The organism is Shewanella salipaludis (genome assembly GCF_012911865.1).
Classification (GTDB): domain Bacteria; phylum Pseudomonadota; class Gammaproteobacteria; order Enterobacterales; family Shewanellaceae; genus Shewanella; species Shewanella salipaludis.
The window spans coordinates 71821-88668 of record NZ_JAAXYH010000001.1; the positions used below are offsets into that span (position 1 = coordinate 71821).

The window sequence follows — 16848 nt, forward strand, 5'->3', positions numbered from 1 at the left end:
ATAAAAAGGAAAGCTTTCCATGAGTATCGAAATCAAGGTACCCGTACTGCCAGAATCAGTTGCCGATGCAACTATTGCCACATGGCATGTTAAGCCTGGCGAGCCAATTTCTCGCGATCAAAATCTGGTAGATATAGAAACAGATAAAGTGGTACTCGAAGTGGTTGCCCCTGAAGATGGCCACATCAGCGAATTCCTGTTTCAGGAAGGCGACACGGTACTGGGCGAGCAAGTCATCGCCAAGTTCGTTGCCGGTGCCGTGGCAGGTACCGAAGTGACCAAGGCCCAGGCCGAAGCGGCGGCGCCTGCCGCAGCGGAAGCGAGCAGCGATGAGACTAACGATGCCCTGAGCCCATCGGTACGCCGCATGTTGGCCGAACTGAACCTGGATGCCGGCAAGATCAAAGGCACGGGTGTGGGTGGTCGCATCACCAAGGAAGACGTCGAAGCCTTCGCCAAGACGGCTGCCAAGCCAGCCGCTGCAGCTCCGGCAGTCGCGCCACTGGCCGAAGGTCGCAGCGAGAAGCGCGTCCCTATGACACGCCTGCGCAAGACCATAGCGACTCGTCTGTTGGAAGCGAAGAACTCTACCGCCATGCTGACGACCTTCAACGAAGTCAACATGAAGCCCATCATGGATATCCGTAAGCAGTATCAGGACATCTTCGAGAAGCGTCATGGCATACGTTTAGGTTTCATGTCTTTCTACATCAAGGCCGTGACCGAAGCGCTGAAGCGTTTCCCTGAAGTCAATGCCTCTATCGATGGCGACGATATCGTTTACCACAACTACTTCGACATCAGCATCGCGGTCTCTACCCCTCGCGGCCTGGTTACCCCTGTGCTGCGTGATACAGATACCATGAATCTGGCCGAGATCGAAAAAGCGGTACGTGAACTGGCGCTCAAGGGTCGCGATGGTAAACTTACCGTTGCCGACATGACAGGCGGTAACTTCACTGTGACCAACGGTGGTGTGTTCGGTTCCCTGCTGTCTACCCCAATTTTGAACCTGCCACAGAGCGCTATCTTGGGCATGCATGCCATCAAAGATCGCCCTATGGCAGTCAATGGTCAGGTTGAAATCCTGCCCATGATGTACCTGGCACTCTCATATGACCATCGTATCGTTGATGGCCGTGAGTCTGTTGGCTTCCTGGTCGCCATTAAAGACTTCCTGGAAGATCCAACTCGTCTGCTGCTCGACCTCTAAGGTACAGCCAGACTTTACCCTCGTGATTGGCCCCCCGGGGCCAATTGGATTTGATTTGAAGTATACGGATAGATCATCATGAATTTGCATGAGTATCAGGCAAAAGCCCTATTTGCCGAATATGGTTTACCAGTGTCAGAAGGTTTCGCCTGTGATACCCCTCAAGAAGCGGTAGAAGCGGCAGGCCATATTGGCGGAGATATGTGGGTTGTTAAGTGTCAAGTACACGCCGGCGGCCGTGGTAAAGCAGGTGGCGTTAAAGTCACTGGCGATAAAGAAGAAATCAGAGCCTTTGCCGAACACTGGTTAGGCAAAAATCTGGTGACTTATCAAACTGATGAGAAAGGTCAGCCTGTCGCTAAGATCTTGGTTGAGAGCTGCACCGACATCGCCAATGAACTCTACCTGGGCGCGGTTGTTGACCGTAGCACTCGTCGTGTGGTGTTCATGGCGTCGACCGAAGGTGGTGTTGAGATTGAGAAAGTGGCTGAAGAAACGCCGGAACTCATCCACAAGGCCATCATAGATCCACTGACGGGTCCTCAGGCTTATCAAGCCCGTGATCTTGGCTTCAAGCTGGGTCTGAACCCAACACAAATGAAGCAGTTCACCAAGATCTTCCTGGGTCTGGGTAACATGTTTGTCGATCACGATTTCGCCCTGTTGGAAATTAACCCTCTGGTTATCACCACAGATGGCAACCTGCATTGCCTGGACGGCAAGATAGGTATCGATGGCAACGCACTGTTCCGTCAGCCAAAAATACGCGACATGCACGATCCTTCACAGGATGATGCCCGTGAAGCCCACGCTGCCAAGTTCGAACTGAACTATGTTGCTTTGGACGGCAACGTTGGCTGTATGGTGAACGGTGCCGGTCTGGCCATGGGTACCATGGACATAGTCAACCTGCACGGCGGCAAGCCTGCCAACTTCCTCGACGTAGGCGGTGGCGCGACCAAAGAACGTGTTGCCGAAGCCTTCAAGATCATTCTGTCTGACAGCAATGTGAAAGCGGTTCTGGTTAACATCTTCGGTGGCATCGTGCGTTGTGACATGATCGCCGAAGGCATCATAGGTGCGGTTAAAGAAGTCGGTGTTAAAGTGCCTGTGGTTGTACGTTTGGAAGGTACTAACGCCGAACTGGGCCGCGAAGTGCTGGCCAAATCCGGTCTTGATATCATTGCAGCTACCAGTCTGACTGACGCGGCTGAGCAAGTAGTTAAAGCTGCGGAGGGCAAATAATGTCTGTCTTAATCAATAAAGATACCAAGGTTATCTGTCAGGGTTTCACTGGCGGTCAAGGTACATTCCACTCACAACAAGCTATCGATTACGGTACGCAAATGGTCGGTGGTGTGTCTCCAGGTAAGGGCGGTCAGGTTCACCTGGGTCTGCCTGTGTTCAACACGGTAAAAGACGCAGTTGCCGCTACCGGCGCCACCGCTTCTGTTATCTATGTACCTGCACCTTTCTGTAAAGATGCCATCCTGGAAGCTATCGACGGCGGCATAGAGCTGATCGTTTGTATCACAGAAGGCATTCCTACTCTGGACATGCTGCAAGTTAAGGTCAAGCTGGAAGAAACCGGCGTTCGCATGATAGGCCCTAACTGCCCAGGCGTTATCACTCCTGGTGAGTGTAAGATCGGCATCATGCCAGGTCACATCCACTTGCGTGGTAAAGTCGGTATCGTTTCACGTTCAGGCACCCTGACCTATGAAGCGGTTAAGCAGACGACTGATGAAGGTTTCGGCCAGTCTACTTGCGTAGGCATAGGCGGTGACCCAATTCCAGGCACCAACTTCATCGACGTGCTGGAAATGTTCCAGAACGATCCACAGACAGAAGCCATTGTCATGATCGGCGAAATCGGTGGTACTGCTGAAGAAGAAGCGGCCGAGTACATCAAGGCACACGTGACTAAACCTGTGGTATCTTACATCGCAGGTGTGACTGCACCAGAAGGTAAGCGCATGGGTCATGCCGGCGCTATCATCGCTGGTGGTAAAGGTACTGCGGCTGACAAGTTTGCAGCACTGGAAGCGGCCGGTGTCACCACTGTTCGCTCACTTGCCGATATCGGCAAGGCACTGCGTACTAAAACCGGCTGGTAATCCCAGACGGTTGAGGTAAAGAAGGCGCCCTAGGGCGCCTTTTTTGTGGCTTGACTGCCGTGGGCCAGTCCATTTGAGCCAGCTAATATCAAAGAGTCAGTATGAACATAGTTTCCATCATCTTCCCGCTGCTGTTTCTGGTGCTCCTGGGTTACCTGTTGACCGACAGGAAATTTTTCACCGAGACCCAGATCGCCGGCATCAGCAAGTTCACTTTTTATGTCAGCATTCCCGCCTTCCTGTTCCTGAATATGCTGGCCGCGCCCTTGAGTCAGACTCTGAATATCCATGCCTTGTTGGCGTTTTATGTGCCCGTGTTGATACTCTATGGTCTGGGGTTCGGGCTCAACCGGCTGTTTGCCCCCGAGTCGCTGCGCACCACCCGAGCCAGCGGGGTATTTGCCCTGGGCGCCAGCTATTCCAATACGGTGCTGGTCGGTTTGCCCATTATCATCGCCGCGTTGGGGCAGGATATGTTGGGCAAGGTGTTCATGATCATCACCTTCCATAGCGCGCTGTTGTTTGCGCTGACCTTTATTCTGGCCGCCAAGGGGCAGGCCCAGGGATTCTCCTGGCGCCAATTTGGCCGTTCCATGTGCCTCAATCCCGTGGTGTTGAGCATTCTGCTGGGACTCTTGGCCAACGCCGTCGGCCTGGTGTTGCCGCAGCAGTTGCAGGCCGGACTCAGGTTGTTGGCCCAGCCGGCGCTGGCCTGCGCCTTGTTTGTCCTCGGGGCCAATTTGAGTTTCTACCGTATAGGCAATGACTGGCGCTTGGCCTTGTTGGCGAGCCTGCTGAAATTGTTGCTGTTGCCGGCCTTGGTATATCTGTGCGGCCATTGGTTGTTTGCCCTGCCGGCGGATAGCGTCGCCATGTTGGTGCTGCTCAGCGCCTCGCCCTTAGGGGTGAACGCCTACCTGATAGCCACTCAGTTGCAGTCGCATCAGGGCACGCTGGCCACCTGTGTGGTGTTGTCGACCCTGCTCAGTGTACTGAGCTTCAGTTTTTGGCTCTGGTTGCTCCTGTAACAATAAAATCTGGGAAGATCTTGTTATTACTCAAGGCTCTGGGTATAAAAGAGGCTGTATTCCCACCGACTCATAGCAAGGAGCGACTATGATAATCACCGAAACCGAGCGTCTCATATTACGTCAGTTTACCGAGGACGATGTTGAAGCCATTTTTCAGCTCAACAGCATCCCCGAAGTGCTGACCTACATTCCCGGTGATGCCTTCAGCTCCAGGGAGCAGGCTGCCACCCTGTTGCGGGAGGTGATTTTCGCCAACTATCAGGAGTTTGGCTATGGTCGCTGGGCGGTGGAACATAAGGCAGATAATCAGGTGATAGGTTTCTGCGGCCCTAAATACATCACGGAATTCGATGAAGTCGAGCTGGGTTACCGGTATCTGCCCGCCTATTGGGGTCAGGGGATAGGCCATGAGGCCGCAGAGGCGGCATTGGCCGAATTTCACCATCACGGCATAGAGGAGGCCATCGCCCTCATTCTGGAAGGCAACACGGGATCCGAAGGTGTGGCCAGGAAGGTGGGGATGCAGTGGCGGGAGAAGAATAGCTTCATGGGCCACAGGGTGAATATTTATCACAAGTTTTTGTAAAGAAAAACCAGCTCTAGGGCTGGTTTTTTTATGCTGACAGCGACGGCGCGCTATTACTCGTCGTTATGATCGCAGGTATCGTTGGTGCAATGACCATAGAGGTAGAGGCTGTGGTTGGTCAGCTTGATGTTGTGGCGCGCGGCAATTTCCAGCTGGCGGCGTTCGATAACCTCGTCGGAAAATTCGATCACCCTGCCGCAAGACAGGCACACCAGGTGGTCATGGTGATGCTGGGTCGACAGTTCGAAGACGGCCTTGCCGGTCTCGAAATGGTGGCGTGTCACTATGCCGGCATCATCGAATTGGTTTAACACACGGTAAACTGTCGCCAAACCTATTTCTTCGCCAATTTCGAGCAACTTCTTATACAAGTCTTCGGCACTGATATGCTGGTTTTCAGGCTCTTGCATCAGCTCGAGGATCTTGACTCGTGGCAGGGTAATCTTCAAACCCGCTTTTTTTAGCGCTTGGTTTCCATCTGTCATTGCTAATCTCTTGATTGCAGAACCAATAGGTTCATCCATGTATTTAATAATCCATTATATGTGCTCAACCTAAAAACTTAAACCTTTGTTCTGGCAATAAGGGACCATATGTGGATAAATTGTAAGAGGCTGTCTTCGATTGCTAAAAATGCAACCGATTAGAGCTTAGCGTTTGTGGGGGTATTGTCGCTTCAGGCCGGTTTGGCCGATTTCACTGCCCCGGTAATAGAAAACTCACCAAAGGGAGCAGCATGTACCGGCATATTCTAGTGTTAACCGGCGCGGGAATTTCGGCGGAATCCGGATTGAAAACCTTCAGGGCACAAGACGGCTTATGGGAAGAGCATGATATCGAGGATGTTGCCACGCCTGAAGGCTACCAAAGGGACAGGGCCTTGGTCGAACGTTTCTACAACAGCCGTTGGCAACAGTTGCGCCACGGCGATGTCCACCCCAATGCGGCGCACCTGGCGCTGGCCAGGCTGGAGCAGGCGTTCCCCGGCGAGCTGCTGCTGGTCACCCAGAATATCGATAACTTGCATGAGCAGGCGGGCTCGAAACGTTTGCTGCATATGCATGGTGAACTGGTCAAGGGCCGCTGTCCCAGCTCGGGACAGACCTTCCTGCTGCGTGAGCCCTTCGGCCCCGACAACCTCTGCACTTGCTGTATTCCCGGGCAACGACTGCGGCCCCACGTGGTCTGGTTCGGCGAGATGCCACTGGGGATGGACAAGATCCATGCCGCGCTGGAGCGCTGCGACTTATTCATCGCCATAGGCACCTCGGGCACCGTCTATCCGGCGGCGGGCTTTGTCGATACCGCCAACCATCATGGTGCCAGGACGGTGGAAGTGAATCTCTCGGGGGTCGAACCTCACAGCCAGTTTCAGTGTCATTTCGAAGGCAAGGCCAGTGTGATAGTCCCTAAACTGGTTGAGGCGATACTGGCAGGACATGAGATAGACAAGGAGTTGCTGCAAGCATGAGCCGGCCAGAAGCCTCCACCGAGCTGCTCGCGCCCGCTAAACTGGCCATCATAATGCGCGGCCTGCCCGGCAGTGGCAAGTCCCACTGGGTCGAACAGTTTATCGCCTCACAGCCACTGCCACTGGCCTTGCGCATACGTCGTCATGGACTGTTTTCCACCGATGATTTTTTCCTCGTCGAGGGCGAGTACCGTTTCAATGTCGCGCGCCTGGCCGAATACCATCAGCGTAACCTGACGGGGTTCATTCAGGCGCTGGCTCGGGGGGAGCCTGTGGTGATCTGTGACAACACCAATCTCGCCCATTGGGAGTATATGGCCTACGAGGCGGCGGCACAGGCCCTGGGGTATGGGGTGCGCAAGGTGCTGATAGGTAACCCCAGAGATCCCCGCCACAGGGCGTTATGCGCCGAACGCAATCGCCACGGGGTGCCGCTGGCCCAGCTTGGCAGCATGGCGAAAAATTTTGAAGACGATGATGTGAGCGTTGGCCCAGGATAAAGGTAAAGATAAAGTTAAAGAGAAAGAGAAAGAGCCGGCTGCAGTGACCGGGCACTTGGGTTGAAAAATCAGGCCCATGACGAGCCTGAGGAGATGCAAGCAGGCCGAGCAGCGCTCGGCCTGTTTTTTTTGGGGGGGAGGGGTGTTTATTGCGTCAGATCTATCCGATAGACGGCGTAGCCCAACGCGTCGGTGGCGACCTTCACCATGGTGCGCTGCTGATTGGCGGCGATGAAGGCGGCGGCCTTGGCGCTGTCCTGGGTTTCGAAACGCACGTCCAGTGGCACATCCGTCGTTATGCTCTTGAAATCCCAATTGTAGTCGGCACTGGGGTTGACCATGGCCTCGTATTGGCCCGTGACCGCATTGAACTGAGACTCGGCGCTGATGTAGGATGCCAGCGCCTCACGGTTGGTATCCGGCAGTTCGAGCACCACATGATCCGCACCCGTGCCGGCAAACTTGCCACCGAAGGCGCGGTAGTTGTTGGAGGCGACGATGAATTCTTTTGCCGCCAGCGCCTCGCCGCTGAACACAGCCCCCGTCTCGTCCGTGTAGCTCAAGGCCTGAATGCGGTTCGCCCCAGGATTGAGTGGCATGCAGTCGCGGTCAAACTTGCTCGGCTGAGTCACATCTATCTGATAGCTGAGGCCATCGAGCACATCGAAGTTATAGGTCGGATGGCCTTCCCAGTTGATCAGGTATTGGGGGGCGCTCGAGTCGGGATCTATGAGGTTGAACTGATTGGCCGAGCATTCGAGCCAGTCCTTGAGTTCCGCCCCCGTGGCTTTGACCACCACCAGGGTGTTGGGGTAGAGGTACAAGTCGGCGGCATTCTTGAAGGTCAGCGGGCCCTTATCGACCTGCACATATTGATCCGCGTCGCTGCTGGTGCCATGACGGCCACCGGCCTTGAAGGGCGCAGATGCCGACAGCACGGGCAGTTGGCTCAGGTTGGCGGGGAGTTGCGCCTTGACCCTGGCAATCTGGGCGTCCGAGACTATCTGCACCGTAGGATCGTCCTGCACCAGGGTCAGGAAGCTGTACATGTCGGCCGCGGCTACCCCTATGGGCTCGGCGACGAACGCGAGCGTGCCTTGGTGTTCCTGCGCCACAGCATCATGGATAGCGCCGTCGGCTGCCACCAGAGGCAACTTGTTGGCACCGTCGTAGATGGGGATGGCCTGGCTCTTGGCATCGACAACAGACCATTTTCCCGCCTTGTATGCCAGGCTCAGGTCGACGACTCCCAGGTTGTCGCCCCAGCGCCCCGGCATCACGGCGGGCACGCCATTCAGCAGGCCCTTTTCCACGTCGGTATTGGGCAAGTCGGCGTACCTGGCATCGGGGAAGATGGAGTGGCTGTGGCCGAACATGACAGCATCTATACCATCGACATAGGTGAGGGCGTAGCTGGCATTTTCGGCTGCGGGATCGCCCGGATTGTCACTCGAGCCCAGGCCAGAATGGGGAATGGCGATGATGACATCGGCGCCCTCGGCCTTCATCTGCGACACGTATTTGTTTGCCGTCGCCACTATGCCCTCGACTCGGACCTTGCCCGTGAGGTTTTGCTTATCCCACAACATGATCTGCGGTGGCACAAAGCCTATGTAGCCTATCTTGAGGCTATGGCTGTTGCCCTTGGCATCGACGACTGTTTTTTCCTTGATGACATAGGGGGTGAACAAGTGTTCGCCTTGCTTTATGTCGTGCCAGCAGCCCTGGGCATCGGCGCAGTAGACGTTGGCGTTGATGTAGTCAAAGTTGGCGCCGCTCAGGGATTTTTCCAGAAAGTCCAGGCCATAGTTGAACTCATGATTGCCTATGTTGCCCACGTCATAGCCGAGCAGGTTCATGGCCTTATAGGCGGGATGCACCTCGCCGGCCTGCAGACCGGTTTTGGCCATGTAGTCACCCATGGGGCTGCCTTGCAGCAGATCGCCGTTATCGACCAGCACAGAGTTGTCGGCGTCGGCCCTGGCGGCGTGGATCAGGCTGGCGGTGCGTGCCAGGCCTATGGTGGGATCTTCCTTACCGCTGTAGTAGTTGAAATCCATGATGTTGGTGTGCAGGTCCGTGGTTTCGAGGATCCGCAGCCCGACCCGTGCCTCTTCATCCTGTTGCTCATCCGAACTGCAGCCCGCCAGTCCGCATGTGGCGGCCAGCATCATGGCCAGCAGGGCCTTTCCAGGCTGCGGCTTGCCCTGCAATACCTTTGCCGCCGATGGGTTAACTTGTTTCTTGTTCTGCATATCCAGTCTCATATTGTTTTATCTGACCCCTGGCACGCCGCACATCCGGGTGCCTGCGATGCCGTGGCGGGCCTATGGGTTATTTGCCCTGCGACGGCGGGGGGATTATGCCCTGTGCAGATGAAAGCTATATGACCCGAAGGGATAATTCTTGTATCAATCTGTTACAAATCAGCTGTTTGTTTCTTGGGGCTAAATTGCGCTGTCGCCGCATAATAGCTGCGCCCGGATGCGACGGCGCAGCCGCGGTGCCGCGGGCATCTGGCTGACGGCCTCTCTGTTGACTGCCTCTTTGTCGATGGCTTCTTTGTTGATGGCGAGGCCAGGGCTTGGCACTGCGGGCATAGAGGCGGCAAGCATAATAAAGCGTCGTTCGTGCCGGGATGGGGCCAAGGGTGAAGATTAAAGATTGTCCCCTGGGGGGCAGGCTTGATATGGTATGCGGTCAAACATCGATTTGTTGCCCCTTTCACCGACAGAATTGACTGAATACATACAATAAAATTGAAAGGGCGAAGACCTAAGGAAGCTCAAATGCGTAAAACTCTTATCACCACCGCCGTGAGTGCGGCGTTAATGCTCGGCGCTTGTTCCGAGAATTCAGCAGAAAGCATCACGGAGACCCAGAGCGTGAAGACTGAGGCTCAAATATCGGCCCCAAGGGGTGCCGAAAACGTCTTGTTGCATAAGAGCACACTGCAAGATCAGGCGCCACAGTTCGATAAGCTGAACATCGGCGATTACGTGCCCGCCTTCGAACTCGGCATGCAGCAGCATAAGGCCGAAATCCTGGCCATCACGGACAACGCCGCGCCGGCGACCTTCGACAACACCCTGGTGGCTCTGGAGACCACGGGTGCCTTGCTCAGCCGCGTCAGCCGTGCCTTCTTCAACCTGGCCGGGTTGATTTCAGATGACAACTTCATCAAGATCGAAGCCGACATGGTGCCTAAGTTGACCGAGCATGAAGATAATATCTATCTGGATGCCAAGTTGTTTGCCCGGATAAAGGCGGTGTACGACGCCAAGGACCAGCTCAATGCCGAAGATCAGCGTCTGGTCGACTTCTATTACAGCAAGTTCGAACGTGCCGGCGCCAAGCTGTCCGATGCCGACAAGGCCAAGATGCGCGAGCTTAACGGTGAACTGGCCAAGCTGGGCACCGAGTTCTCCCAGAACATACTCAAGTCATTCAAAGACGACGTGATCTTGGTACAGGACAAGCAACAGCTGGAAGGCTTGTCTGAAGATGAAATCGCCTCCCTGGCGGCCGCGGCGAAAGAAGCGGGCAAAGAGGGTTATATGATCACCCTGGTGAACACCACCAGGCAACCCATACTGTCGCGTCTGGCGAACCGCGAGCTGAGAAAGACCATCTGGGAAACCTCGGCCTATCGCGCCATGGACAGCAATGGTCCATTGGATATCAAGTTGGCGCAACTGAGAGCCGAAAAGGCACAGTTGCTGGGTTACCCAAGCTGGGCCGCCTATACGGTTGCCGATCAGATGGCCAAGACCCCGGAAGCCGTCTACGGCATACTCGATGACCTGGCGCCCAAGGCATTGGCCAAGGCCAAAGTCGAGGCGGCCGATATTCAGGCCGAGATAGCGAAATCGGGCGCCGATTTCGAACTCCAGGCCTGGGACTGGGCCTACTACGCCGAGAAAGTGCGTCAGGAAAGGTATTCCCTGGATGAGGGGCTGGTTAAGCCTTACTTCGAGTTCAACCGTGTGTTGCACGACGGCCTCTTCTTCGCCATGAACAAGCTGTATGGCATAGAGATCAAATCCCGTGACGATCTGCCGGTATGGCATAAAGACGTGAAAGCCTTCGAAGTATTCAATAAGGATGGCAGCTCCATAGGTCTGTTCTACCTGGACCCTTATGCCCGCCCAGGCAAGAATGGCGGCGCCTGGATGGACGAGTTGGTGACTCAGTCCGGTCTGCTGAAGGCCAAGCCGGTAGTCTATAACGCGCTCAACATTCCCAAGCCGGCCGAAGGTCAGCCAACGCTGATGACCTTCGACGAAGTGAGCACTATGTTCCACGAGTTCGGTCATGGGATCCACGGCCTGTTCTCCCAGGTGAAATACCCGAGTCTGGCCGGCACCTCCACCGCCCGTGATTTCGTCGAGTTCCCGTCACAGGCGAACGAAGACTGGAGCGTAGATCCCCTGGTGATTGCCAACTATGCCAAGCATTACAAGACGGGCGAGGCTATCCCTGCCGACTTGCTTGCCAAGGTATTAAAATCACAGCAGTTTAACCAAGGCTTCGGCACTGTTGAATATCTGGCGGCGGCGCTGCTGGACATGGAGTGGCACTCAATCCCGGCCAGTACCGAGATAAAAGATGTTGCCGCGTTCGAGAAACAGGCACTGGCCAAGCATGGTCTGGATTACGCGCCTATTCCGTCACGTTACAAGAGCACCTACTTCAGCCATAGCTTCGGCGGCGGCTACTCGGCCGGTTACTATGCCTACCTGTGGACCGAAGTGTTTGCGGCCGATTCCTTCGCCGTTATCGGCAAGCGCGGTGGTCTGACGCTGGAAAACGGCACCAAGTACCGCGAGACAGTGCTGTCCAAGGGTAACAGCCAGGATCTGATGCAGGACTACATCAACTTCAGCGGCGGCAAGCCGACCACAGATGCGCTGCTCAAGCGCCGTGGCCTGGTCGACTAAGGCAAGCCAGCCTCGATGGCATCACTGCCGCAGAGGCATGAAGCAGCGGAATGAAACAGAGAAATGAAAAAGGGGAGCCATTGGCTCCCCTTTTTTTATGGCCCAGGCGAATGCCGTTGCAAGCCCGGGCCTTGGTCCGCTTAGAACTTAACCGCCTTGCCTGCGTCGCCCAGCAGGCCGCGACTGCGCAGCAGCGGCTCTATGCCCGCATCCTGACCGCGGAACCTGCGGTAGAGCAACATGGGATCTTCGCTGCCACCCTGGGACAAGACGTTATTCCTGAAGGCATCGGCTGTGGTCTTGTCGAAGATGCCGTGTTCCTTGAATGCCTCGAAGGCATCGGCGCCGAGAATATCCGACCACAGATAGCTGTAGTAGCCGGCCGAATAGCCGCCGGCGAAGATGTGACTGAAATAGGTGCTGCGATAGCGCGGCGCTATCTCTTGGATCAGCCCCATCTTCGCCAGGGCGTCGGCTTCAAACTTGGCCGCATCCTTGGGCCGGGTATCTGTCAGGGTATGCCAGTCCAGATCCAGCTTGGTGGCCGCCAGATACTCGACCGTGTTGAAGCCCTGGTTGAATTGACTGGCGGCCTGGATCTTGGCGACCAATGCCTGGGGTATCACTTCTCCCGTCTGGTAATGCTTGGCGAACTGGGCCAGCACTTCCGGCTGGGTCATCCAGTTTTCCATCACCTGTGATGGGAACTCGACATAGTCGCGCGGCACAGCCGTGCCGGATTGAGAACGGTATTCGACGTTCGACAGCATGCCATGCAGGGCATGACCGAACTCATGGAACAGGGTGCTGGCCTCATCGAAGGTCAGCAGTGCAGGTTCGTTGCCCGCGGGGCGCGGGAAGTTGAGCACATTGGCTATGATGGGCTTAACATCCTCGCCATGCATGCGGTACTGCTTACGGTAGGCGTTGGCCCAGGCGCCGCCGCGTTTGCTGTCGCGCACATAATAGTCGCCCATGAAGATGGCCATCAGGCTGCCGTCTTTATCGTACACCTCGAAGGTGCGCACATCCGGGTGGTATTTGGGCAGATCCTTGCGCTCCTTGACCGTGATGCCAAAGAGACGGTTGGCGGTGTAGAACACCCCCTTGAGGGTATTTTCCAGCGAGAAGTAGGGCCGGGTCTGCTGCTCGTTGAAGCTGTATCTGGCGACGCGGATCTTGTCGGCATAATAGGCCCAGTCCCAGGCCTTCAGCTTGAAGCCGCCACTTTGGGCGTCGATAAGCTGCTGCATGTCGGCCACCTCGGCCTTGGCCTGTTGCAGTGCCGCCGGCCAGACCTTGTCGAGCAGGGCATAGACGTGTTCCGGGGTCTTGGCGGTGCGCTCTTCCAATACCAGCTCAGCATGGTTCTTGTAACCCAGGAGTTGGGCCTGCTCGGCGCGCAGGGCGGCAATTTTCGCCAGCACCCGCTTGTTATCATGGCTGTTGTCATTGTTGCCGCGGTTGATGTAACCCTTGAAGAGGGTTTCCCTCAGGGCGCGGTTATCTGCATAGGTCAGGAAGGGGGTGATGGATGGTCTCTGGGTGGTGAACACCCAGCTGCCGCCATGGCCGCGTTTGGTGGCGGTCTGGGCCGCCGTGTCTATCACGTCCTGGGGCAGGCCGGCGAGATCGGCCGGGTTGTCTATCACCAGCTCGAAGGCGTTGGTTTCCGCCAGCAGGTTATCGCCGAATTCCAGGTTGAGTTTGGCTATCTTGCCGTTCAGCTCACGCAGCTTGGCCTTGTCCTGCACACTCAAGTTGGCGCCGCCACGGACGAAGGACAGGTAAGTGTCTTCCAGCAGCTTGGCCTGGGCGTGGTTGAGATCCAGGCTGTCGCGGCTCAGATACACGGCCTTTACCCTGGCAAACAGCTTGTCGTTCAGCAAGATGTCGTCTGCGGCGGCAGACAGGAGTGGCGAGACTTGCTTGGAAATGGCCTGCAGTGCCTCGCTGGTATCGGCGCTGGTGAGGTTGTAGAAGACATTTCCTACCTCAGTCACCAGGTCGCCGGAAAATTCCATGGCTTCGACCGTGTTGGCGAAGCTGGGGGCGGCGGGATTGTCGATGATCGCCTGGATTTCGGCTCGCTGCCGGGCTATGCCGGCGGTGAAGGCGGGCAGATAATGCTCCGGCTTGATGTGTGCGAAATCCGGTATGCCCATGAAGGTGTTGTAGGGGCGGAAAAACGGATTCGTGTCCGTAGGGGCCGGTACGGCGAACTGTTTGGCATCGACCCCCAGTCCCTTGCTGCCCGCCAGTGTGTCGCCGGCCGGGCTCGTGTTGCTGCAGGCGCCGAGCGCCAGGGCCAAGGTCATGGCCGAAACTATGGGCTTGAGGCTGTATCCCTTCTTCATGTTACTCCCCTCTATTTTATTGGATTTTGAGTCTGTTTTAATTAGCTCTGTCGCTGCTTTAGTTGGGGTGTATGCCCCGGAGAGGCGCACCCACCCTTTTCAGCCGGCTTTTTTATCACGTAAGGGATTTATTACGCTAACCTTTTAGCCTTTTGTTTGTAACAAAGGGTTTAACCCGCACATTCCTGCCCCTATCTATGGCAAAATTCGTCCCTGAAATGTCACCGACGGCTCACAAGTACCCACAAGTACCAATAGCAGCACGCAGTATAAGCAGAATAACAATACATCTCTGAGGCCCTATGAAATCATCTCTGTTCCGACCCATGCAACTGGCGGCGCTCCTGGCCGGTTTAGCCCTGCCTTCGCTTGCCAACGCCCTGACGCCCATCGCCGACACCTATGCCGACTATGCGGTCAAGACCTATGACAAGGCCATGGTCGACAGCCTGGCACGGCTGGTCAGTTTCAACACCCAGGCCAAGGATGGACTGACACCCAGTACCAATCCCGAGTTCCTGGGGTTCAAGGACGCCTTGCAGGCCTTGAGCGAGCAACTTGGGCTCGATTATCAGGATCATGGTTATGTGATCCTGATTGGCCTGGGGCAGAGCAGCGACAAGCTGGGGGTGATCACCCATGGCGATGTGCAGCCGGCCGATCCCAAGCTCTGGGCCCAGAGCCCCTATCTGCTCGATACCCATTCGGAGCCGGGCAAGTTGATCGGCCGCGGCACCGAGGATGACAAGGGCGCCATAGTCACCGCCATGTATGCGATGAAAGCCATCAAGGATAAGGGCCTGGAGCTGAACAAGCGTATCGAGCTGATGGTGTATCTGGCGGAAGAGTCCGACTGGGATCCCCTCAAACACTTCCTGACGGGCTTTACCCCGGCCAACATCAATATCACCATAGATGCCGAATACCCTGTGGTGACCGCCGAGAAGGGCTGGAGCAAGATTAACTTCCGGGTGCCGCCCCAGCAACCGGATACGCAGCGCCAGGGTGCCAGCCTGACCGAGTTCGGCGGCGGCTACTTCGGCAGTCAGATCCCCCAGCAGGCGCGGGCGACCATCCAGGGAGCCGATGCGGCCCTGGTGGCACGGCTCAAGGCCTTGGCGGCAAAACAGGCCGGCATGCATTACGGCTTTGAACTCACGGGCGATAGCCTGAGCATCGCCGCCGACGGTAAGGCGGCCCATTCTTCCACCCCGGAAGACGGCGTCAATGCCGTGACCCATCTGGCAGAGTTGCTGGCGCTGCAAATCTGGCCCAAGACCCAGGCGTCGCTGACCCAGAACTTCATTCACCAATTGGTGGGGCTGGGGCTATATGCCGAGAAATTCGGTGAGCTGGCCTACAGCGACAGCTTCATGGGACCGCTGACACTGGCACCGACTGTGGTCAAGCAGACGCCTGCCGGCACCGAGGTGACTCTCAACCTGCGTCGCCCCAGAGGCAAGGCGCCCGCGTTGTTGGACAGCCAGGCCCTGCAGGCGTTGGCACACTGGCAAGCGGAGCAAGGGGTAAGGCTCGAAGCCGTAGAAACCTATTGGGGCGAGCCCATGGTGATGGAAGACGCGCCGCAGCAGCAGGCATTGCTGGAGGTGTTCGCCCATTTCACCGGCATCAAAGATCCCCAGCCGGTGGCTATCGGTGGCTCGACCAACAGCAAGCTATTCCCCAATGCCCTGAGCTTTGGTCCGGCCATGCCGGGCGTCGAATATACGGGCCATACAGAGCATGAATTTATCACCCATGAGCAGTTCATGCTCAACCTCAAGATGTACACCGCCGCCTTCATAGAGCTGGCGGGCAAAGGGGCCTGATGGGAGGAGAAGGGCTGCGCCGTGAGCCTGTCTCCCGGCGCAGGGCATAGAGCACATGGCCCGTAGCACATAACACATAGCAAAGTGCCTAGCGCAAAAAACATCAACCACGGCTCGACACTCGAGCCATGAAGAAGGAGCTTGATCTTGATAGAATTGGAAGCTGTTATCACCTTGGCCACCGCAACTGCCTTGCTGCTCGGTTCACCCGGACCCGCACCACTGGCGCTGGCGGCCACCAGCGCGGCCTTCGGCGTGAAACCCAGCCTGGGTTTCCTCGGCGGCATCCTCTGTGGGCTGGCGGTCGCGATAGTGGGAGCCACCGCCGGCATGGCGACCGTGCTGGCCAACTGGCCGGAACTCAAGCTGGCCTTGCAGCTCACAGGTGGGCTCTACATAGCTTATGTGGCCTACAAGATAGCCATGGCGCCGGCCTTATCCCATGGGACGGCTTCAGGCTCTGACACTGCTCCTCGGCCAACGTTTGTCGATGGTTTCATCCTCAACATACTCAACCCCAAGGCCTATGCCGCCTTCCTGGCATTGTTTTCCCAGTTTTTGCTGCCGGGCGACGGCGCGCTTGGCAGTTACCTCTCGACCGGCATAGTCTGTTTCCTGGTCGCTGTGCTGGTCGACAGCCTCTGGCTGTTGCTCGGCGGGCTCTTGCGCCGCTTGTTCGAGCGGCCGCTGTGGGCCAGGTGCATACGCTTTGGCTTCGCCGCTTCCATGCTGCTCGCCGTGGGCCTGAGCCTGACCTGGATCTAATGCCACAGCGCCGATAGCGGAGACGAAAAAGCCCTGAGT

At 56.5% G+C, this 16848-nt stretch carries 13 protein-coding genes; 10 read left to right on the plus strand and 3 right to left on the minus strand.

Annotated features, from left to right (window positions below; translation table 11 throughout):
* Window positions 1-19: 19 nt before the first annotated feature.
* The 5 genes from odhB (at window position 20) to HC757_RS00265 (ending at window position 4947) form a co-directional block, all read left to right on the plus strand.
* Complete coding sequence (odhB, locus tag HC757_RS00245; RefSeq protein WP_169562265.1) at window positions 20-1213, plus strand: 2-oxoglutarate dehydrogenase complex dihydrolipoyllysine-residue succinyltransferase; 1194 nt, start codon at window positions 20-22, stop codon at window positions 1211-1213.
* A 78-nt stretch (window positions 1214-1291) separates the two neighbouring features.
* Entirely contained in the window at window positions 1292-2458 is a 1167-nt protein-coding gene (gene sucC / locus HC757_RS00250; RefSeq protein WP_169562266.1) for an ADP-forming succinate--CoA ligase subunit beta, read from the plus strand.
* Window positions 2458-3330 (plus strand): succinate--CoA ligase subunit alpha, encoded by an 873-nt coding sequence (gene sucD, locus HC757_RS00255; RefSeq protein WP_169562267.1) that lies wholly within the window; start codon window positions 2458-2460, stop codon window positions 3328-3330. The genes sucC and sucD overlap by 1 nt, the downstream gene beginning before the upstream one ends.
* Before the next feature lie 101 nt (window positions 3331-3431).
* Window positions 3432-4358 carry an AEC family transporter gene (locus HC757_RS00260; RefSeq protein ID WP_169562268.1) on the plus strand — a complete coding sequence of 309 codons (927 nt, stop codon included), beginning with the start codon at window positions 3432-3434 and terminating at the stop codon, window positions 4356-4358.
* 91 nt (window positions 4359-4449) lie between these two features.
* Window positions 4450-4947: a GNAT family N-acetyltransferase gene (locus HC757_RS00265; RefSeq protein WP_169562784.1), complete on the plus strand. Its 498-nt coding sequence runs from the start codon at window positions 4450-4452 to the stop codon at window positions 4945-4947.
* A gap of 53 nt (window positions 4948-5000) precedes the next feature.
* Here the strand turns inward: HC757_RS00265 and fur are convergent, their stop codons facing one another.
* Window positions 5001-5432, minus strand: a complete 432-nt coding sequence (gene fur, locus HC757_RS00270) for a ferric iron uptake transcriptional regulator (protein ID WP_169562269.1) — start codon at window positions 5430-5432, stop codon at window positions 5001-5003.
* A gap of 251 nt (window positions 5433-5683) precedes the next feature.
* On the opposite strand from fur, the gene cobB reads away from it, so the two are divergent.
* Together cobB and HC757_RS00280 are read left to right on the plus strand one after the other, a co-directional pair.
* Entirely contained in the window at window positions 5684-6418 is a 735-nt protein-coding gene (cobB, locus tag HC757_RS00275) for a Sir2 family NAD+-dependent deacetylase (RefSeq protein ID WP_169562270.1), read from the plus strand.
* Entirely contained in the window at window positions 6415-6918 is a 504-nt protein-coding gene (locus HC757_RS00280) for an AAA family ATPase (protein WP_169562271.1), read from the plus strand. The genes cobB and HC757_RS00280 overlap by 4 nt, the downstream gene beginning before the upstream one ends.
* A gap of 146 nt (window positions 6919-7064) precedes the next feature.
* Here HC757_RS00280 and HC757_RS00285 read toward each other — a convergent pair whose 3' ends face one another.
* Window positions 7065-9092: a bifunctional 2',3'-cyclic-nucleotide 2'-phosphodiesterase/3'-nucleotidase gene (locus HC757_RS00285; RefSeq protein WP_244623011.1), complete on the minus strand. Its 2028-nt coding sequence runs from the start codon at window positions 9090-9092 to the stop codon at window positions 7065-7067.
* 615 nt (window positions 9093-9707) lie between these two features.
* Here HC757_RS00285 and HC757_RS00290 point away from each other — a divergent pair.
* Window positions 9708-11858, plus strand: a complete 2151-nt coding sequence (locus tag HC757_RS00290) for a M3 family metallopeptidase (RefSeq protein WP_169562273.1) — start codon at window positions 9708-9710, stop codon at window positions 11856-11858.
* A 140-nt stretch (window positions 11859-11998) separates the two neighbouring features.
* Here the strand turns inward: HC757_RS00290 and HC757_RS00295 are convergent, their stop codons facing one another.
* The gene (locus HC757_RS00295) at window positions 11999-14215 is read right to left on the minus strand and encodes a M3 family metallopeptidase (RefSeq protein ID WP_169562274.1); all 2217 of its coding nucleotides are present in this window, start codon (window positions 14213-14215) and stop codon (window positions 11999-12001) included.
* Window positions 14216-14541: 326 nt separating this feature from the next.
* On the opposite strand from HC757_RS00295, the gene HC757_RS00300 reads away from it, so the two are divergent.
* A complete protein-coding gene (locus HC757_RS00300) occupies window positions 14542-16044 on the plus strand; it encodes a dipeptidase (protein WP_244623012.1) in 1503 nt (500 codons plus the stop codon).
* A gap of 147 nt (window positions 16045-16191) precedes the next feature.
* Window positions 16192-16809, plus strand: a complete 618-nt coding sequence (locus tag HC757_RS00305) for a LysE family translocator (protein WP_244622986.1) — start codon at window positions 16192-16194, stop codon at window positions 16807-16809.
* Window positions 16810-16848 lie beyond the last annotated feature (39 nt).